The sequence below is a fragment of the Rhodoferax sp. ZS1R25 genome, from assembly GCF_056521335.1.
In genome coordinates, this window is record NZ_JBWMAZ010000001.1 from 1,399,974 (window position 1) to 1,418,897 (window position 18,924).

Annotated in this window: 20 protein-coding genes; 5 read left to right on the plus strand and 15 right to left on the minus strand. The window is 57.4% G+C overall.

Features of this window, described 5'->3' with window-relative positions; translation table 11 throughout:
- Positions 1-8 precede the first annotated feature (8 nt).
- From argJ to AC097R_RS06750, 3 genes are read left to right on the plus strand one after another with little or no spacing between them, the layout of a single operon-like run.
- Entirely contained in the window at positions 9-1,238 is a 1,230-nt protein-coding gene (argJ, locus tag AC097R_RS06740; protein ID WP_479596936.1) for a bifunctional glutamate N-acetyltransferase/amino-acid acetyltransferase ArgJ, read from the plus strand.
- A gap of 11 nt (positions 1,239-1,249) precedes the next feature.
- Positions 1,250-2,134, plus strand: a complete 885-nt coding sequence (locus tag AC097R_RS06745) for an ATP-binding protein (RefSeq protein WP_479596940.1) — start codon at positions 1,250-1,252, stop codon at positions 2,132-2,134.
- The gene (locus tag AC097R_RS06750; RefSeq protein ID WP_479596942.1) at positions 2,131-2,619 is read left to right on the plus strand and encodes an NUDIX domain-containing protein; all 489 of its coding nucleotides are present in this window, start codon (positions 2,131-2,133) and stop codon (positions 2,617-2,619) included. Before AC097R_RS06745 ends, AC097R_RS06750 begins: the two co-directional genes overlap by 4 nt.
- Before the next feature lie 28 nt (positions 2,620-2,647).
- On the opposite strand, the gene AC097R_RS06755 is transcribed toward AC097R_RS06750, so the two are convergent.
- The 10 genes from AC097R_RS06755 to rfbB form a co-directional block, all read right to left on the minus strand.
- Positions 2,648-2,851 carry a DNA gyrase inhibitor YacG gene (locus AC097R_RS06755; RefSeq protein WP_479596944.1) on the minus strand — a complete coding sequence of 68 codons (204 nt, stop codon included), beginning with the start codon at positions 2,849-2,851 and terminating at the stop codon, positions 2,648-2,650.
- 17 nt (positions 2,852-2,868) lie between these two features.
- Entirely contained in the window at positions 2,869-3,624 is a 756-nt protein-coding gene (gene zapD, locus AC097R_RS06760) for a cell division protein ZapD (protein ID WP_479598103.1), read from the minus strand.
- 22 nt (positions 3,625-3,646) lie between these two features.
- Entirely contained in the window at positions 3,647-4,255 is a 609-nt protein-coding gene (coaE, locus tag AC097R_RS06765) for a dephospho-CoA kinase (RefSeq protein WP_479596946.1), read from the minus strand.
- A 4-nt stretch (positions 4,256-4,259) separates the two neighbouring features.
- Positions 4,260-5,102, minus strand: a complete 843-nt coding sequence (locus AC097R_RS06770; protein ID WP_479598104.1) for a prepilin peptidase — start codon at positions 5,100-5,102, stop codon at positions 4,260-4,262.
- A 2-nt stretch (positions 5,103-5,104) separates the two neighbouring features.
- On the minus strand, positions 5,105-6,322 hold the full coding sequence (locus AC097R_RS06775; protein WP_479596948.1) for a type II secretion system F family protein: 1,218 nt from the start codon (positions 6,320-6,322) through the stop codon (positions 5,105-5,107).
- A 19-nt stretch (positions 6,323-6,341) separates the two neighbouring features.
- Positions 6,342-8,075: a type IV-A pilus assembly ATPase PilB gene (gene pilB / locus AC097R_RS06780; RefSeq protein ID WP_479596950.1), complete on the minus strand. Its 1,734-nt coding sequence runs from the start codon at positions 8,073-8,075 to the stop codon at positions 6,342-6,344.
- 117 nt (positions 8,076-8,192) lie between these two features.
- Complete coding sequence (gene rfbC / locus AC097R_RS06785; RefSeq protein ID WP_479596952.1) at positions 8,193-8,744, minus strand: dTDP-4-dehydrorhamnose 3,5-epimerase; 552 nt, start codon at positions 8,742-8,744, stop codon at positions 8,193-8,195.
- Positions 8,744-9,643 carry a glucose-1-phosphate thymidylyltransferase RfbA gene (rfbA, locus tag AC097R_RS06790; RefSeq protein ID WP_479596954.1) on the minus strand — a complete coding sequence of 300 codons (900 nt, stop codon included), beginning with the start codon at positions 9,641-9,643 and terminating at the stop codon, positions 8,744-8,746. The genes rfbC and rfbA overlap by 1 nt, the downstream gene beginning before the upstream one ends.
- Before the next feature lie 4 nt (positions 9,644-9,647).
- Positions 9,648-10,553 carry a dTDP-4-dehydrorhamnose reductase gene (rfbD, locus tag AC097R_RS06795; protein ID WP_479596956.1) on the minus strand — a complete coding sequence of 302 codons (906 nt, stop codon included), beginning with the start codon at positions 10,551-10,553 and terminating at the stop codon, positions 9,648-9,650.
- Positions 10,550-11,626, minus strand: a complete 1,077-nt coding sequence (gene rfbB, locus AC097R_RS06800; RefSeq protein ID WP_479596958.1) for a dTDP-glucose 4,6-dehydratase — start codon at positions 11,624-11,626, stop codon at positions 10,550-10,552. Before rfbB ends, rfbD begins: the two co-directional genes overlap by 4 nt.
- A gap of 209 nt (positions 11,627-11,835) precedes the next feature.
- Here rfbB and AC097R_RS06805 point away from each other — a divergent pair, with 209 nt between their 5' ends.
- Entirely contained in the window at positions 11,836-12,252 is a 417-nt protein-coding gene (locus tag AC097R_RS06805) for a type II secretion system protein (RefSeq protein WP_479596960.1), read from the plus strand.
- A gap of 20 nt (positions 12,253-12,272) precedes the next feature.
- Entirely contained in the window at positions 12,273-12,923 is a 651-nt protein-coding gene (locus AC097R_RS06810) for a PEP-CTERM sorting domain-containing protein (RefSeq protein ID WP_479596962.1), read from the plus strand.
- Here the strand turns inward: AC097R_RS06810 and AC097R_RS06815 are convergent.
- From AC097R_RS06815 to AC097R_RS06835, 5 genes are all read right to left on the minus strand, one after another.
- Complete coding sequence (locus tag AC097R_RS06815; RefSeq protein ID WP_479596964.1) at positions 12,920-14,356, minus strand: phosphomannomutase; 1,437 nt, start codon at positions 14,354-14,356, stop codon at positions 12,920-12,922. The genes AC097R_RS06810 and AC097R_RS06815 overlap by 4 nt on opposite strands.
- 122 nt (positions 14,357-14,478) lie before the next feature.
- Entirely contained in the window at positions 14,479-15,465 is a 987-nt protein-coding gene (locus AC097R_RS06820; protein WP_479596966.1) for a GDP-L-fucose synthase family protein, read from the minus strand.
- Positions 15,466-15,473: 8 nt separating this feature from the next.
- Positions 15,474-16,589 carry a GDP-mannose 4,6-dehydratase gene (gene gmd, locus AC097R_RS06825; protein WP_479596968.1) on the minus strand — a complete coding sequence of 372 codons (1,116 nt, stop codon included), beginning with the start codon at positions 16,587-16,589 and terminating at the stop codon, positions 15,474-15,476.
- Between the two features lie 87 nt (positions 16,590-16,676).
- Positions 16,677-17,762 carry a glycosyltransferase family 4 protein gene (locus AC097R_RS06830; protein WP_479596971.1) on the minus strand — a complete coding sequence of 362 codons (1,086 nt, stop codon included), beginning with the start codon at positions 17,760-17,762 and terminating at the stop codon, positions 16,677-16,679.
- A gap of 59 nt (positions 17,763-17,821) precedes the next feature.
- A complete protein-coding gene (locus tag AC097R_RS06835; RefSeq protein ID WP_479596973.1) occupies positions 17,822-18,922 on the minus strand; it encodes a DUF1972 domain-containing protein in 1,101 nt (366 codons plus the stop codon).
- Positions 18,923-18,924: the final 2 nt, after the last annotated feature.

Sequence of the window (18,924 nt, forward strand, 5' to 3'; positions counted from 1 at the left end):
ACACGCCCATGCCTGTGAACCTCCCCCTGCCCGATGTGGCCACTTTGTTTCCCATCGCTGGGGTGCGCATAGGCGTGACCGAAGCTGGGGTGCGCAAGGTCGGTCGCAAAGACCTGACCGTAGTGTTGCTGGATGAGGGCGCCAGCGTGTCCGGCGTATTCACCGCCAACCGCTTTTGTGCCGCCCCGGTGCAGCTGTGCCGTGAACATCTGGCATCCGGCCAGTCCATGCGCGCGCTGCTCATCAACACCGGCAATGCCAATGCGGGCACCGGTGCCGATGGCTTGGCGCGTGCGCAAAGCACCTGCGCGGCGCTGGCTGGCAAGTTGGGGATTGACGCGCAGCAGGTGCTGCCATTCTCCACCGGCGTGATCATGGAGCCGTTGCCGATTGATCGCATCACTGCGGGCATGGATGCCGCAATTGCCGATGCGCGCCTGGACAACTGGTTGAAGGCGGCTGAGGGCATCATGACCACCGACACCCAGCCCAAGGCCTTCGGCGCCCAAGTCACCCTGGGTGGCAAACAGATCAGCGTAAGCGGCATCAGCAAGGGTGCGGGCATGATCCGTCCCAATATGGCCACCATGCTGGGCTTTATCGCCACCGACGCGTGCGTGAGCCAGTCCGTCATGCACCAGTTGTCGCTGGAACTGGCCGAAGGCTCGTTCAACCGCGTGACAGTGGATGGCGATACGTCTACCAACGATTCTTTGGTGGTGATTGCGAGCAACAAGGCCGGCAATCCCGAAATCACGTCCTTGCAGTCTGCCGACGGCCAGGCGCTCAAGGTGGCCATGCTTGGCGTGGCACGCCAGCTGGCGCAGGCCATCGTGCGCGATGGCGAAGGCGCGACCAAGTTCATCACCGTGCAGGTGGAAGGCGGGCGCACGGCTGAAGAGTGTCGCAAGGTGGCGTATGCGATTGCGCACTCACCTTTGGTCAAGACCGCGTTTTATGCAAGTGACCCCAACTTGGGCCGCATTCTGGCGGCCGTGGGCTACGCCGGTATTGACGACTTGGACCAGACGGGCATCGAGCTGCACTTGGACGATGTGCACGTGGCCACACGCGGTGGGCGCAACCCCAGCTACCGCGAAGAGGACGGCCAGCGCGTGATGAAGCAAAGCGAAATCACTGTGCGTGTGGGTCTGGGCCGCGGTGCCGCCACCGAGACGGTGTGGACCTGCGATTTCAGCCACGAGTACGTCACCATCAACGCCGACTACCGCTCCTGAGCGACGCCCCCATGACCGACACCCTGACCAAAGAGTTGGCCAGTTTTCTGGCGCGTGCCGAACTGTTCATGGCCCGGGTGGAAGCCTCCCTGCCGCACGGCGTGGAGCAACCAGACTGGGACGCGTCCATCGCCTTTCGCTACCGCCGTCGGCGCTCGGGCCAGGGTGTGATCACGCCGGTGCAGCACGTGGGGACAATGAATCTGGACGACCTGAAAGAGATCGACGACCAGAAGGAAAAAATCCAGCGCAACACTGCGCAGTTTGTACGGGGTGCTACTGCCAACAACGTGCTGCTGACTGGTGCACGGGGTACTGGCAAGTCGTCGCTGATCCGCGCCTGCCTGCACACCTATGCGGCGCAGGGCTTGCGTTTGATTGAAGTCGATAAGGCCGACTTGGTTGACCTGACCGACATCGTGGATCTGGTGGCACAGCGACCTGAGAAATTCATCGTGTTTTGTGACGACCTGAGCTTTGACGAAGGCGAAGCGGGCTACAAGGCGTTGAAGTCGGTGCTCGACGGCTCCGTGGCTGCGGCCACGCCCAATGTGCTGATCTACGCGACCAGCAACCGCCGCCACTTGCTGCCCGAGTACATGTCCGAGAACCTGACCTACAAGCACACCGAGGATGGTGAGGTGCATCCGGGTGAGGGGGTGGAAGAAAAGATTTCTCTGTCCGAGCGCTTTGGCTTGTGGGTGAGTTTTTATCCGTTCAACCAGGACGAGTACCTGGTCATCGTGGCCCAGTGGCTCAGCGCTTTGGGAATTGTGCCCGAGCGCATTGCAGCGGCCCGTGCAGACGCCTTGCTGTGGGCGCTGGAGCGCGGATCGCGCAGTGGCCGCGTGGCCTACCAGTTCGCCAAGGATTTCGCAGGGCGTGACCCGGTATGAGAGAACCTTTGGTAGCCGATCCTGGCACTGCGCGTGATGGTGGTCCGGACCGCAAGGCCGTGGAAGTGGCAGTGGGTGTGCTGGTACGCGACGATGGCGCTTTTCTGCTGACGTCACGGCCTGCAGGCAAAGCGTATGCGGGCTACTGGGAATTCCCGGGTGGCAAACTGGAAGCCGGCGAGACCGTAGAGCAGGCCCTGCGCCGTGAGTTGCAGGAGGAGATTGGCATCACCATCGCTGCAGCCACGCCCTGGAAGGTGGAGCTAGTCGACTATCCGCACGCTTTGGTGCGGTTACATTTCTGCAAGGTCTTTGACTGGTCGGGTGAACTGCAGATGCGCGAGGCACAAAGCTGTTCTTGGGAGCAGTTGCCGGTGCAGGTACAGCCGGTATTGCCCGGCACGGTGCCGGTGTTGGACTGGTTTGCCGCCGAGCGCGCGCACCAGGGTGCTACACATTTTGTAGCTATTGGCGCAGATTCCTAGGGGGCTAGAGGCCTATTTGGTCTCTATTTCACTGTAGTTTGGCGTCGCCAAACACTTGATCATCGGGTGGCGCTTCAGTGGGCACGCGAAATGATTCACTGGCCCAGGCGCCCAGATCCAGGTTCTTGCAACGCTCGCCACAAAACGGGCGATAAACATTGCTGGGGCCGTACACGCTGTCGCCGCCACATTGGGGGCAACGCACGATCTTGGGTGTATCCGTCTGGGCCATCACCTAGCAACCGCAGTTCAAGAGCACAAGGTCAGTTCGAACGCGCCATCTTCTCCGCTGGAATGCAGGCGGTCGTCCGCGTCGTGGCGCATCAGGCGAATCGACACCATCAGGCGGTTTCCACTGATTTCCGGGATCAGCTGCAGTGCGGGGTCCAGCGCCAGGCGCAGCAATTGGAAGGTACGCCCTTGGGGCAGGTTTTGCTGGAACTGCCCACCCACGGCAACAACCTTCTGGGGCGCGCCGGAGTCGCGCAACATTTTCAGCAGCAGGTGAATGGATTCAGCCAATGGAGCCAAGGTTGATGCCCAGCGCTGTAGGTCTGCCTGGCGTGTTGCGACATCACGGTGTTGCCACGCGTAGTAGGCGGGCAAATCGAATTCACAGGTTCCGCCGGGAATGCCGACGCGGCTGCGGATGCTCATGAGCCAGTCGTTTTCGGTGAGCGATTGTCCTGCCTTACCGGTCAACCCGTTCAGGGAAGTAAAACAGTGGTCCAACTGGGCGATCACCTTGTCCAGCACGCCTTCAGCAATCGCGGGGTTACCCCGGTAGCCATTCAGCACCTGTTTTTGTTTGTCCAAGTCTTTCAGGACGTCTGATTTCAGGTCCGCCCGGGCGCCCACGTCCATCACTTCAAAGATGGTGGTCAGCGCGAAATGGTGGTCCAGTGGTGCGGAGCGTGACATCAGTTCTGCGAGACGCAGAAACAGGTGTTCAAGTCGCAAATAGGTGCGAATGCGTTCGTTGAAGGGGTATTCGTAGAGGATCACGCTGTATTTTCCGGTCGGCGAATCATAGCCCGAACTGTTGGCCAATTTGCTGCACTTGAAGTGCAAGTTCTGCTAGAGAGATCCCGTTGTTGAACACCACCATGTCGGCGGCCCGCAAGCGCTGCGCGCGTGGAGCCTGGGCTGCCAGGATTCGTGCCACCTCGGCCTCGCTCAGGCTATTGCGCGCCACCACCCGCTGGATCTGGGTCTCCCGGCTGCAGTCAACCACCAGCACCCGCGGCAGACTGCGCCGCCAGTGCGTGGACTCGACGAGCAGGGGGATGTCGTAGACGACAAGTGCAGCGCCTGCTGCGTTCGCCACCTGCGTAGCTTGTCCTATGGCTTGCCCAACCAAGGGGTGGACAATGGCTTCAAGCTTGGCTCTGGCTGAAGGGTCTGCAAAGGCCAGTTGGCGCATTTTTGTGCGGTCCAAGGCGCCTTCAGAGGTGAGCATTGCTGGGCCAAAGGTAGCAACAATTGGGGGGATCGCGGGCCCGTTGGGCGCGGTGGTGGCATGTGCCAACGCATCGGCGTCGATCACTGTGGCCCCTTGGCTAGCCAGCAAGGCCGCCACGGTGCTCTTGCCACTGCCTATGCCTCCAGTGAGGCCTAAACGCAGGGCAGTGGACATGGTTTCACAGACCTACGGCTTGGCGCATCACCTGTGGGCCCAGCAGCAATGCCGTGAGGCCTGCACCGGCGAGGAAGGGACCAAAGGGCACATAGCCACCTTCTCTCAGCCCGCTGGTGAACTTCATGCCAATGCCTACGATGGCACCAATTACGGAGGCCAGCAAAATAATAGGAATCAACAAAGGCCAACCAAACCAGGCCCCTAAGGCCGCGAAGAGCTTGAAATCACCGTAGCCCATGCCTTCTTTGCCGGTCACCAGTTTGAAAATCCAGTAGATGGTCCACAGTGACATGTAGCCCGCGACTGCGCCCCACAGAGATGTGCTCAGAGGCACTGCAGTCCATTGCAAAGCGGCAGCGATCAGGCCCAGCCACAGCAAGGGCAGAGTGATGTCATCGGGTAGCAGCGTGGTGTCCCAGTCGATCAGCGCCAAGGCCAGCAGCATGGCGCTGAAGGTGCACCAGGCGAGGCCAGTGGCCCCTACGCCCCATTGCCAAGCGCACCAAAAGAACAAGGCGCCAGTAGCCAGTTCCACCATGGGATAGCGCGGACTGATCGCAGCTTTGCATGCAGAGCATTTGCCACCCAGCACCAAATAGCTGGCGATCGGGATGTTTTCAAACCAGCGGATGGCATGGCCACAGTGCGGGCAGCGTGAGCGCGGCACCATCAAATTGAATGGAGGCGATTCAGGGGGCTCCTTACCGGACAGCTCCGCGCATTCAGCCGCCCATTGCTGCTCCATCATTTTGGGCAAGCGGTAAACCACCACATTGAGGAAGCTCCCGAGTAGAAGTCCCAGCAAGCCCGATAGGCTGGCGTCCAGCCATTGCACGCCGCTCAGCGTCAAACCACTTGTCCCAGCTTAAAGATGGGGAGGTACATGGACACCACGATGCCGCCAATCACTGTACCGAGCACTACAATGATGACGGGCTCCATCAGGCTGGAAATGCCTGCCACCATGTCGTCTACCTCGGCTTCAAAGAAGTCTGCCGCTTTGCCCAGCATATGGTCAATGGAGCCGGATTCTTCGCCAATGGCGCACATCTGTAGCACCATGCTGGGGAACAGATTGGCGTTGGTCATGGCGGCGGTCAGGGCTGTGCCTGTTGAAACTTCTTGCTGAATTTTTTGAGTTGCCAATTGGTAAACGATGTTGCCCGAGGCTCCACCCACGGAGTCCAGTGCTTCTACTAGAGGGACGCCTGCTGCGAACATGGTGGACAGAGTCCGGGTCCAGCGGGCGACGCAACTCTTGTCCACCATGGTCCCGAAAATAGGCAGCTTGAGCATGAGGCGGTCCATGAAGGCCTGCACTTTTTCGTTGCGCTTCCAAGCTTGCAAGAAGAAATAAATACCACCGCCCAAGCCACCGAAAATCAGGTACCAATAGCTGATAAAAAACTCGCTCATCGCGATCACGATCAGAGTAGGGGCCGGTAGCTCACCACCGAATGAGGAAAAGACCTGTTTGAATGACGGGATGACAAAAATCATGATGACTGAGACCACGACGAAAGCCACGACCAGCACGGCAATCGGGTACATCAGTGCTGCCTTGATTTTGGACTTGATGGCTTCGGTCTTTTCCATGTAGACCGCGAGCCGATCTAGCAATTGATCCAGAATACCCGCCGATTCACCGGCCTCAACCAGGTTGCAATACAGATTGTCAAAGTAAAGTGGAAACTTGCGGAACGCGGCGTTCAGGGACGTGCCGGTTTCTACGTCTTGGCGTATGTCGTTGAGTAACTTGGTCACACTGGGGTTGGGGTTGCCCCGACCCACAATGTCAAACGCCTGCAAGAGAGGCACACCGGCTTTCATCATGGTGGCCAATTGGCGTGTGAAAATTGCCAAGTCCTTGGGCTTGATGCTTTTGCCCGAGCGCATGCGGCGCTTCTTGATTTTGGAGGGGGTGACCCCTTGTCGGCGCAAAGAAGATTTGACCTGGTTTTCCCCGGCCGCGCGCATTTCTCCGCGCACTTGTTTGCCGTTGCGGTCTTTGCCTTCCCACTCGAAAACTGCGTCTTTATTGTCAGCAGGTTTTGCTGTAGCCATAGGGTCCCCTGGTGGTCTTTTATTCGTTGGTGACGGCCAGCACTTCTTCCAACGAAGTCAGCCCTAATTTCACTTTGTGCAGACCTGCCTGGCGCAGCGAACGCACGCCTTCAAGCTCTGATTGCGCTGCAATGTCCATGGCGCTACCGTCGCGCAGGATGATGCGCTGGATTTCATCGCTGATAGGCATCACCTGATAGATACCGAGACGGCCTTTGTAGCCGTTGTTGCACATGGAGCAGCCTACCGCGCGATAAGGTTTCCAGCTGCCATCTAACTCACTGTCTTTGAAACCAGCATCACGCATAGCTTGTGCTGGTACATCTGCGACTTGCTTGCAATTCAGACAGAGGCGGCGAGCAAGGCGTTGCGCGGTAATCAGTATGACACTGGACGCGATATTGAAAGGCTGAATGCCCATATTACGCATGCGGGTGAGCGTGGTGGGTGCGTCGTTGGTATGCAGCGTAGAGAGCACTAAGTGTCCCGTCTGCGCTGCCTTGATGGAGATGTCAGCCGTCTCCAGGTCCCGAATTTCCCCCACCATGATGATGTCGGGATCTTGGCGCAAGAAAGATTTCAGTGCCGCGGCGAAGGTCAGACCGGCTTTCTCGTTCACGTTCACCTGGTTTACACCAGGCAAATTGATTTCGGACGGGTCTTCGGCCGTGGCGATGTTCACCCCAGGCTGGTTCAGCATGTTCAGACAGGTGTACAACGACACGGTCTTACCGGAGCCCGTAGGGCCGGTCACCAAAATCATGCCGTACGGCCGACCAATGGCCTTGATCAGGCGCTCCTTTTCTTCTGCCTCGTAACCCAGCGCATCAATTCCAAGCTTGGCACTGCTGGGATCCAGAATCCGGATCACAATTTTTTCGCCAAACAATGTGGGCAGGGTGCTAACCCGGAAATCGATGACGCGGTCTGCTCCCACCTTGAGTTTCATGCGTCCGTCTTGGGGCACACGCTTTTCGGAGATGTCCATGCGTGAGATCACTTTGATCCGCGACGCCAACTTGTCTTTGATGGCAATCGGAGGACTGGCGATTTCGCGCAACTCACCGTCGATCCGAAAACGCACCCGGTACGTGTGTTCGTAGGGCTCAAAGTGCAAATCCGACGCACGCATACTGAATGCGTCCATCAACATTTTGTGGAGGAAGCGAACGACGGGCGCGTCCTCTACTTCGGCTGCGTTGTTGTTTGTGGTTTCTGTCGCGACTTCGGTCGCGCTTTCATCGAATTCAAAGTCGCCGCCAATGATGTCTTCCATCGCTTCGGTGGCGGTGGTGGCATTTGCATCGACCAGTTTGGACAGTTTGTCGTATTCTGCGATGACCCAGTCAAAGCCCATTTGCGTGGAGAATTTGATGCGCTCTGCTGCTGCTTGGTCGGAAGGGTCGGCGGTGGCAATGATCAGGCGGTTACCCCGTTTGCTCAATACCAATACGCGGAAGTCGGCACAAATTTTGGGGTCCAGCAACCCCTTTGGGAGCCGCTGTATATCTACGGCGTCCAAATCCACCAGCGGTGCTGCGAAAGCCTGTGACAGGGTGTGTGCAAGGTCTCCAGGGGACACGGAGCCCGAACCCACTAATTCGGCCATGAAGCTATTTTTGCCGCCTACAGCTTTGCGGTAAATTTCTTCGGCAGCTTTCTGCCCCAGCTTGCCAGCGGAAACCAAGGCGCGGCCAATTCCGGGCAAGGCTATGGTGGTGGTTTCGCGGTTCAGGGTATCAGCAGACGCCATAGCCAACTAGGATATACGATGACAGGCGCAATAGCGCACCAAAGCTGGTGCCAAGTAACAAATTTACCAGTTTGTGCGTGGCAAATTCCCCACCTTTACGCCTGACACTGACGGTACTCAGGCTAGGCTCAGTTGGGCTTGTGCAAATGGAGTGCCTGATGCATCCTTGGCCGACAGTTTTGGGGGGTGGGCAATAGCTGGCCAAGGGATTGCTAACGTAGGATCGTTCCAGGCGATGCAGCGTTCAAATTCCGGAGCGTAATAGTCGGTGGTTTTGTACAAAAACTCGGCGGAATCGGACAGCACCAGAAAGCCATGGGCCAAGCCCGGCGGCACCCACAACTGGCGCTTGTTGTTTCCCGACAAAATTTCACCTACCCATTTCCCATAAGAGGGGGACTGCGGCCGGATATCCACGGCAACATCAAACACTTCACCAGCAACCACCCGCACCAATTTGCCTTGAGCTTGTTTGAGCTGGTAGTGCAGCCCGCGTAATACGCCTTGGCCAGACTTGGAGTGGTTATCCTGCACAAACGGAAGAGTCACTCCAGTGACCTCGCGAAACACTCGTTCGTTAAAGCTTTCAAAGAAGAAACCCCGTTCGTCTCCAAACACCTTGGGTTCCAACAAAAACACGTCGGCAATTGCCGTAGCAGTTACTTTCATCAGTACACCTTGTCCTTTAGCAAGCGAAGCAAATACTGGCCGTAGCCAGACTTGGCAAGCGGCTGCGCCAGTCTTTTCAGTTGTGCATCGTCAATCCATCCACTGCGCCAAGCGATCTCTTCTGGGGCTGCAACCTTGAGCCCTTGCCGATTCTCAATGGTGTAAATGAACTGGCTGGCTTCCAGCATGGATTCGTGCGTGCCCGTATCCAGCCAAGCGTAGCCGCGGCCCATAGTCTGCACGTCAAGTTGGCCGCGCTCCAGGTACAGGCGGTTCAGATCCGTGATTTCCAGTTCTCCGCGCGCTGAGGGTTTGACCTGTTTGGCCAGCTCTACCACTTGGTCATCGTAGAAGTACAGGCCTGTTACCGCGTATCGGGACTTTGGAGCCTCCGGTTTTTCTTCGAGACTGATAGCGCGGCCTTCTGCATTGAACTCCACCACGCCATAACGCTCCGGGTCTTGCACGGCATAGGCAAATACGGTGGCTCCAGTGGTTTGTTCGGTGGCGCTGTCCAGCAAGCTAGCGAAGTCATGGCCGTAAAAAATGTTGTCACCCAACACCAGAGCACTCGGCGCGCCGTTCAAAAACTCCTTGCCAATCAGAAATGCCTGAGCGAGACCATCAGGGGACGGCTGCACTGCATAGGTAATCTGAATGCCCCATTGGCTACCGTCTCCCAGCAACTGTTCGAATCGCGGAGTGTCCTGCGGGGTACTGATGACCAGCACCTCGCGTATGCCCGCCAGCAGCAAAACACTGAGCGGGTAATAAATCATGGGTTTGTCGTAAATGGGCAGCAGCTGCTTGCTGACTGCTTGTGTCGCGGGGTAAAGGCGAGTGCCAGACCCGCCCGCGAGGATGATGCCTTTACGTTGTTTTGCGCTTGTGTTGGTCATATATTTATTTCCCTGAAATTTCGGTCAGCATCCGCGCCACGCCGGCCTGCCAGTGCGGAAGCGTTAGGTCAAAGGCCGCTTGCAGTTTGCTGGTGTCCAGTCGTGAGTTCAAAGGGCGTTTGGCTGGTGTGGGGTAGCTGCTGGTGGATGTTGGATTAACTTGGGCTGAGCCTGCCTTCAAAGGCCACCCCATTGCCTGCGCCTGATCCAGCACAAACTGGGCATAGCCGTGCCAAGTGGTCTCGCCGCCGGCGACACAGTGGTACAAACCCGCCAACCCGGGTCGTTGGGACAACACGCGTAGAGCGTGGGCGGTGACATCGGCTAGTAGCTCAGCCGATGTGGGGGCTCCAAACTGATCGTTGATCACAGTCAGCGCATCGCGCTCGGCGGCCAGTCGTAGCATGGTTTTTGCGAAGTTGCCGCCACGTGCGGCATACACCCAGCTGGTGCGCAGGATCAGGTGTTTGGGCGTGGCTGCTACAGCCTGCTCCCCCTCCAGCTTGGTTTGGCCATACACGCTCAAAGGGCCAGCGGCATCGGTTTCTTTCCAAGGCGTGGAGCCGCTGCCATCGAACACATAGTCGGTGCTGTAGTGCACCAACCATGCTCCTATTTTTGTAGCTTCTCGCGCAAGCAATGCGGGGGCTAGGGCATTAATGGTGCGTGCAAGGTCCGGTTCGTTCTCTGCTTTGTCGACAGCTGTATGGGCTGCGGCATTCACGATCGCGTCCGGTGCTACCCTCCGCACAGTTTCCGCCAAGCCTTGCAGGTCAGTCAAATTGCCGCACAAACCGTTGGGGTTGCCTGCGGCGTCCGATTCCAGTGCCACCACTTCACCCAGCACGCTGAGGGCGCGTTGCAGCTCCCAGCCGACCTGGCCATTGCGGCCCAACAACAAAATCTTCATGCCAGGGCCTTGGCGGTGCCATATTGTTTGTTCACCCAGTCGCGGTAGCCACCGCTGAGTACATTGTTTACCCAAGTGGGGTTGTCCAGGTACCACTGCACCGTCTTGCGGATGCCGGTCTCGAACGTTTCGGCTGGCTTCCAGCCCAGTTGCTGCTCAATTTTGCGGGCGTCAATCGCGTAGCGGCGGTCGTGTCCGGGGCGGTCGGTGACGTAAGTGATTTGCTCTTTATAAGGTTTGCCGTCGGCGCGAGGTTTCAGCTCATCTAGCAGCACACACACGGTGTGCACGATGTCCAAATTCGGCTTTTCGTTCCAGCCACCTATGTTGTAGACCTCACCAACGGCTCCCGCCTCGAGAACTCGGCGAATGGCGCTGCAATGGTCTTTGACGTACAACCAGTCGCGCACTTGCTGACCATCACCATACACCGGTAGCGGCTTTCCGGCTTGGGCATTGACGATCATCAGTGGAATCAGCTTCTCAGGGAAATGGAAAGGGCCGTAGTTGTTGCTGCAGTTGGTCGTCAACACCGGCAGTCCATAGGTGTGGTGGTAGGCGCGCACCAAGTGGTCGCTGGCGGCTTTGCTGGCGCTGTAAGGGCTGTTGGGCTCGTACTTGTTGTCTTCGGTAAACGCAGGATCGGTTTTGGACAAAGACCCATAGACCTCGTCGGTAGAGACGTGCAAAAAGCGAAATACTGTCTTGGCATCCTCTTCCAACGCACTCCAATACCCGCGGACACTCTCCAGCAGATGGAAGGTGCCCAGAATATTGGTTTGGATGAAGTCTTCGGGGCCGTGGATGGAGCGGTCCACATGGCTCTCGGCAGCGAAGTTGACCACTGCACGTGGCTGGTGGGTGGCTAACAACTGCTTCACCAACTCAGCGTCGCCAAAGTCCCCTTTGACGAAGACATGGCTCGGATTCCCGGCCAGGCTGGCCAGATTCTCCAGATTGCCCGCGTAAGTCAGTTTGTCCAAGTTGACCACCGTCTCGGCGGAACCAGTAAGCCAGTCCAGAACAAAGTTGCTGCCAATAAAGCCGGCACCGCCGGTAACCATAATAGTCATTGTGAATAAATCCCTGGAAGCGCTAAAAGCGTGATCGATTATCGCTGTCGACGACTGCGGTTTCAGTCCGACGTACTTTGGGTAGTCCGATCAGACTATGGAATATTTAGAGCAAATTCGGTGCCTAGGAGAGCGTTTCATCTGATCCCAACGGGCTATTTGCAAAGTACTTCATTCTGCTTATCATCTAAAGTAACAAATTGTTACCTATGCAGACTTTTGGTCACGACTTACGTGTGGATGGCTTCTATCAGACTCAGCGGGGCTTCACGCTCATCGAGTTGGTCATGGTCATTGTTATTCTGGGTGTCCTGGCATCGGTCGCCCTGCCCAAATTTGTCGATTTAAAGGCTGAGGCACAAGACGCCGCCACCAAAGGTGTGGCAGGTGCGATTTCGTCAGCCTCTGCGATTAACTATGGTGCGCGGTCTGTCAACCCAAGCAAAGGCGTAACCATCGCCGACTGCGTTGATGTCCAATTTTTACTGCAAGGCGGCTTGCCTACGGGGTATACGGTGGGAGGTGGTTCACCCCCAACCCCTGTACCCGTAGGCACCACGGTGAATTGCACGCTCAGTGGACCCAATAGCACCTCTGCCATCGTGGCAGTGACCGGAATACTCTAAAAAACATCAAAGGGAAAACAATGACATTACAAAACATCTTCCGGCAGACCTTGCGCGTTGCTGTCCTGGCAGGCGCTGCGATGACTGCCCAGGCGCAAGCTACCGTGATCACTTTTGACGATCTCGCAGGCAACTTGGGTGCGGCAAGTGCAACTTACGGCGTGCAATTCCAACACTCCAGTGGCAACCAATACCTGCTCAATGGCGCCAGCTATGTGCAGAACTACGGTGCAGGCAGTTTTCTGGGCTATTACGCGCTGACAGAGGCCTTCGAAACCATGTCTCTGTCCGGCGGGGTGCCGAGCGCTTTTGCACTTAGCAGCTTGGATCTTGTCGGTGCCGCCTACTTCCAAACCAATGAAACACGCAACCTCACCATCACGGGTATCCGTACCAATGGCACTGTCGTGACCTCTGGCTTGTTGACTGTGACAGGCGGCCAAGTCGCAAGTTATGGTCCAGCGACCTTTGCTGGATTTACTGGCTTGCAGTCGCTTCGCGTGACCGGGGTAGACGGGAACCGCGCCGTGTATGTGGGCTTGGACAACATCAATATCACTGTCACGCCTGTCCCAGAACCTGAAACTTTGGTCATGTTGCTGGCCGGGCTTGGTTTGGTCGCGACAGCGGTTCGTCGCCGTGGTGCGGCAGGCGTCACCCGCGCGGCTTAACCCGCTACCTTCAACACCTGCAACAGGCAGGCATCGCACAGCGCGCGCGCTTGCTTGCTTGAGCTGGATTCCGCGTAGCACCGCAGCTCTGGCGCGTTGCCTGAAGGGCGCAAGTGCACGATGTCGCCAGAGGTGAACGTGGCGCGCAACCCATCGGTTTCATCCACTGCAGTGACAGGCCCCGCGCCCGGCGCTAGCAACTCGCTCAGCAGGCGGGCATCCGCCTTCAGGCGGGCGATCAGGCCAATGCTTTTCAGCGTGGCAAAATTTTGCAGCCGGTCGCTGGCGGTAAAACGTTTGGGCAGGTCGTAGCCCAGCTCCGACATCTTTAGTCCCCGTTCCTTGGCGGCACAGAGCAGCGCTACGATGGGCAGCACCGCGTCGCGCGTGGGCAGGGGGCCCAATCGTTGCCCATGGCGCAGCACCTGGCTACCCAGCAGAAAACCGCCATTGGCCTCGTAGCCCACCACCAGCTCCGACCCATTGGCCAGCGCGTCTTCCATGCCCTCAATCACATACGGCGAACCAATGCGCGTGCGTACCACCTGGGGGAACGCCTTGCTTTGTTCCAGTGCCGTGTTGCTGCTCACGGGGGTGACGACGGCGTGGGCCTGCAGGTACTGGGCACACAAAATACCCACCACATCGCCGCGCAGCCATTGCCCCAATTCGTCGCCAATCAAAGGGCGGTCGGCATCGCCGTCGGTCGAGACGATGGCGTCAAAGTCATACAGCTCCGCCCATTCTTTGGCTTGCTCCACGTCTTCATGGCGCACCGCTTCGGTGTCGATGGGTACAAAGATGTCGGTGCGGCCCAGCGAGATCACTTCGGCGCCCAGCGCCTCCAGAATATGGCGCAGCACGTCGCGCCCCACGCTGGAGTGTTCGTACACCGCGACGGTCACACCGCTCAGTGTGCCGGCGCCAAAAAAATCCACATAGCGGTGTACATAGGCCTGCGCTACCTGCGGCGTAGGTGCGGGCAGGGCGGGCACTGTCAGATTCTTGGGCAATCCCACTAGGTATCCCAGCATGGCCTGTTCGTCGGGTTTGGAAATCTCTCCGTCTTCCCGGTAGAACTTGATGCCATTGCGGTCAAACGGAATGTGGCTGCCGGTCACCACCACCGTGGGGGCGCCAGTTTGCGCACCATACAAGGCCAGGGCTGGGGTGGGCAGGGCGCCGCCATACACCACGCTCAGGCCCAAGTCTGTCAGGGCAGCAGCACAAGCCGCGGCAATGGCCGGGCTGCTGGGGCGCAGGTCGTGACCCAGTACCACTGTGGTGGCCTTGGGGGCCACGGCATTAATAAACGCCGTGGTGTAGGCATGGCACAGCGCTGGCGTCATATCGACCACCAGGCCGCGCGCACCGCTGGTGCCGAATGCCACGCCCGATTGGGTGGCAATGTCTTGCAGGGTAGAAACGTTCATGGGGCGGCATATTAAAAGGGCTGCTGGGCAACGTCTATAGTTCCTTTGGGTTCGTGCATTGGATAGGCCTGCAGCCCGCATGAAATATGCGCAAGAGGCTCATTTTTTCGATAGCAATCGATTTAGCGAAAACCTTCTGATTGCAAAAAATCCGCGTTCGCCTTTTCCAGGCCGGTGAGCAGGGGGGTCGATGTGTAAAAGCCCGCGCTGTTCAGCTTGGAGACGTCCATCAGTTTCCTGGGGGTGCCGTCAGGTTTACTGGTATCAAACACTAGGGCCCCCTGATAACCGACCACGGCTTGTATCGCCTGCGCCAGTTCCTTGATAGACAGGTCCTCGCCCACTCCAATGTTGATCAGCGGAGGTTCAAACCGCCCTGTCTTGTTTTCGTCACTGCCCAACAGGGATTCGTACTTGTTGTCCGGCAGGTTCATGATGTGGATACACGCCGCCGCCATGTCCTCGCTGTACATGAACTCGCGGCGTGGCGTACCCGTTCCCCACACCACCACCTCTTTGGTCTTAGCTGCCTTGGCTTCGTTGAATTTGCGAAGCAGTGCCGGGATCACATGGCTGTTTTCAGGGTGATAGTTGTCTCCCGGGCCATATAGGTTGGTGGGCATGGCGGCCAAGTACTTGGTGCCGTGCTGGCGGTTGTAGCTCCAGCACATCTCGATACCGGCTATTTTTGCCAATGCGTAAGGGCGGTTGGTTGGCTCCAGCGGGCCCGTTAATAACGACTCTTCCTTCATAGGCTGGGGTGCCAATTTGGGATAAATGCAGCTAGACCCTAAAAACATCAGCCGCTGAACGTCGGTCTCATAGGCCGCATGAATGATGTTGCACTGAATCGCTAGGTTGTCCCGAATAAAGTCTGCAGAATAAATGTTGTTGGCCAGGATACCCCCCACCTTGCCAGCTGCTAAGAACACATATTCTGGGTGCTCCGTTTCAAAAAAATCTGATGTAGCGGCTTGATTGGTTAGATCCAGTTCGGCGTGCGTGCGCAGCAGCAGGTTCGAATGGCCCGCCGCCTGCAAATTGCGCACAATGGCAGACCCCACCAAACCCCGGTGGCCTGCCACATAGATCTTTGCGGTCTTTTTCATACGTGGTGTTACTCGTGGTAATCGTAGGTCTGAAAGCCGGCCGATTTGACCAAGGCGTCGCGCTTGGCACTGGTGAAGTCGGCTCGCACCATTTCCACCACTAGCTCTTTCAACGTCGTTTTGGGCACCCAGCCCAGCTTTTCCTTGGCCTTGGTGGGGTCGCCCAGTAGGGTTTCCACCTCGGTCGGGCGGTAGTAGCGTGGATCTACCCGCACAATCACATCCCCCACCTTGCACTTGGCCTGCGTGCCTGTCACGGCCGACACGGTACCTGTCTCGTTTTCGCCCTCGCCCGTCCATGCCAGCTGGATGCCCAGCTCTCCCGCGGCAAACTCTACAAACTGGCGCACGCTGTACTGCACGCCTGTGGCAATCACAAAGTCTTCCGCATGGTCCTGCTGCAGCATCAGCCACTGCATTTCCACATAGTCCCGCGCATGTCCCCAGTCGCGCAGGGCGCTCAGGTTACCCAAGTACAAGCACTCTTGCAGACCCAATGCGATGCGACTGATGGCACGTGTGATCTTGCGCGTGACAAACGTCTCGCCCCGCAAAGGACTCTCATGGTTAAACAAGATGCCGTTGCAGGCGTAAATGCCATAGGCCTCGCGGTAGTTCACCGTAATCCAGTAGGCATACATCTTGGCCACCGCGTACGGGCTGCGGGGGTAAAACGGTGTTGTCTCCTTTTGCGGGATCTCCTGAACCAGCCCATACAGCTCAGACGTGGACGCCTGGTAGAAACGTGTCTTCTTCTCCAATCCCAAAATGCGGATGGCTTCAAGAATGCGCAGGGTACCCATGCCGTCTGCATCCGCTGTGTACTCTGGGCTTTCAAAACTTACCGCCACATGGCTCATCGCCCCCAGGTTGTAAATCTCGTCGGGTTGCACCAGCTGAATGATGCGAATCAGGTTGCTGCTATCGGTCAGGTCACCATAGTGCAGCGTGAAGTTGCGGGAAGAGACATGCGGGTCTTCGTACAGATGGTCAATGCGGTCCGTATTGAAACTCGATGCCCGGCGCTTTATGCCGTGCACTTCATAGCCCTTTTTCAGCAGCAATTCGGCCAAATACGCGCCATCTTGGCCGGTCACCCCAGTGACGAGTGCAATTTTTTTCATGGAAGTTCCGCAGGGTAGATGGGGGCGATTTTGCCGCAAAGTGTAGGATAAATTCCCTTAAGCATCAGCTTAACGCACACCCTATGTCTAAGACAGGGCCCGTTTCGACAGTTGCATATGTCGCCGCGCAAAACCCCGTGTGGTCAGATCAAGCGCAATGAGCTGTTTCTGTGCAGACATTGCTGCTTCCAGTGCCTTCGACGGATTTTTAGCGAGTGCGGATATAGCCAAGCGTATTGCTTCGGCGTTACCTGGCGGTACATAGCGAACAGCGTCGTCGTCGAAATAGGTTTTTAGCCCTCCGGTCAAAGTGGCAATCACCGGAAGTCCGCTTGCAATTGCTTCCATAACAACCGTGATTCCGGATGCGTGAAGATTAGGCTTCAATGGAACAACCACACAGTCTGCCCATTCGTAGGCGGCGCGCACATCTGTTTGCGCAATTGCGGATACGGATACGTTTGGCGCATGAAGTCGCCGTGGCCATTTAGTTGATCCGACGTGCAGTTCGAACTCTGTTTTGTGTCCTACCGCCTCAAATAAGGTGTCCCAATCACGGTGACGATCGTTCCCCAGCGCCAAAACGTGAATCGGCCTGCCCGTACCAAACCGTGATGCAGGCGGTTCCAGCGGGTAGCTCTCCAGCGAGATGCCAAACTGCAGTACCTCCGTTTTCTGGTGAAGCCCGAGTTTGCGTGCCGCCGACTGGTTTTCAGGGGACAGAAATGTTGCCACTGCGGCTTGCTTCATCAGCAGGCGATACAGAGATTTCCTCAAGCGCCCAAAGCTCGTCCATTCGTCGACAAGCCAGATTGATTGGGCAATCACCGGAATTCCTTTGCGTTTTGACAAGAGTTTCAGCGCTGCAATGCCCAAGTGCTCGTATTCGGTATGCGTCCAGACGATGTCAAAGTTCGGCCCGAAGACAGCCGCACGGTTCCTCCACACGTGCCGGAGGTCAAAACCCAGCAGGTACTTGAGGCCTCTGTCCAAGAACCCTAAGGGCCCCCAAGGGGTGGGGGTCGCCTGCGAAAAGGTGACTTCTGCCCCCATCGCTCGCGCTAAGTGGTAACCGTAGGGCGATTGATCCGGCACGCTCCCATTGGAAAAACATTCTTGCCAATGCGCCGCGTTCAAGTGGCGAGGCAGCATGACAAAAACGCGCATACGCATGAAATGGGTTTCTAGGCCTTATGGATATTGTGCAAGCAGCTTCTCTTTTTATAGCAAATCTAGCGCGTAAGGTATTCTGCCAGCAAGGTTTCATATTGTTGCAGCACGTGGGGCCAAGTAAATTCTTGCTCAAAGCGAACCTTCCCATTTTTGCGCAGAGTGGCCAGGGTCTCGGGTTGGGCTTGCAGTTGGTCCATGCAGGCCGCAAAGCCACTTGCTCCGGTGAAGTACACCGCGCCGTCGCCCACTACCCAACGGTTAAACCGGTTGTCCTGTGCAATGACTGCATTGCCCGCGCCCAGCGCCTCTACCAGCGACGGGTTGGTACCGCCCACTTGGTGGCCGTGCACGTAGGCTGCGCTGTGAAAGCGCAGCGCTTGCACCACTGTCTTGTCGTAGAGAGCACCAACAAACTTCACATCTTCACTTGCGGCATCCATTACGGCGCGGTGAAAGGCATTTTCTCTCGAGTAGTTGCCTAAAACTACCAACTGCATACCTCGCGGCTTGACGGAGAAGCCCTTCACGATTTCCAGCAAAGAATTTTCGGGCTCAGGTCTGGCAATCACGCTCAGATACCTGCCGGGCTGCAACCCCAGCGCCTCTACGGGGGCTGTTGGCGCTGCAGTCACCGCATCAGCCCCATAGGGAATGGTGGTGATCTTGTCGGCCCGTACACGGCTGGTCAGGTGCACTTTGATTTGTGGGTGGTCTGCCACAAGGTGGTTGCCCAGCCAGCAACCTGCCCAGTCGTTCAGCCAAAACCAGGTCTTGGCTACGGGACCCCACTTCATGCGCGACCACTCAATGCCGTCCATGTTGATGACATTGGGTATGCCTTTGAGCCGCAACAGAGCGCAAAACACTGCTGTGTTGTAGCCCAGTGTGAGGCACAAGTCCCGGTGCTTTGCGGCATGCGCGGTGGCTTGCCAGTCAAACACAATGGTGCCCTTGGGACCCTCTTGGGTTACCGGAATGTGCACTCGCTCCACACCTTGCCAGGTGTCTTCAAATACGGGGCCAGTACCCTCATCCTGGCAATACACCACCACGCGCCAGCCCTGGGCTACCAGGTAGAGCGATAGGTATTCGGCGAAGGTTTCAAAGCCACCATGGGCGGCAGGCACACCGCGGGTGCCCAGAATGCGTAGGGTCTTCATAG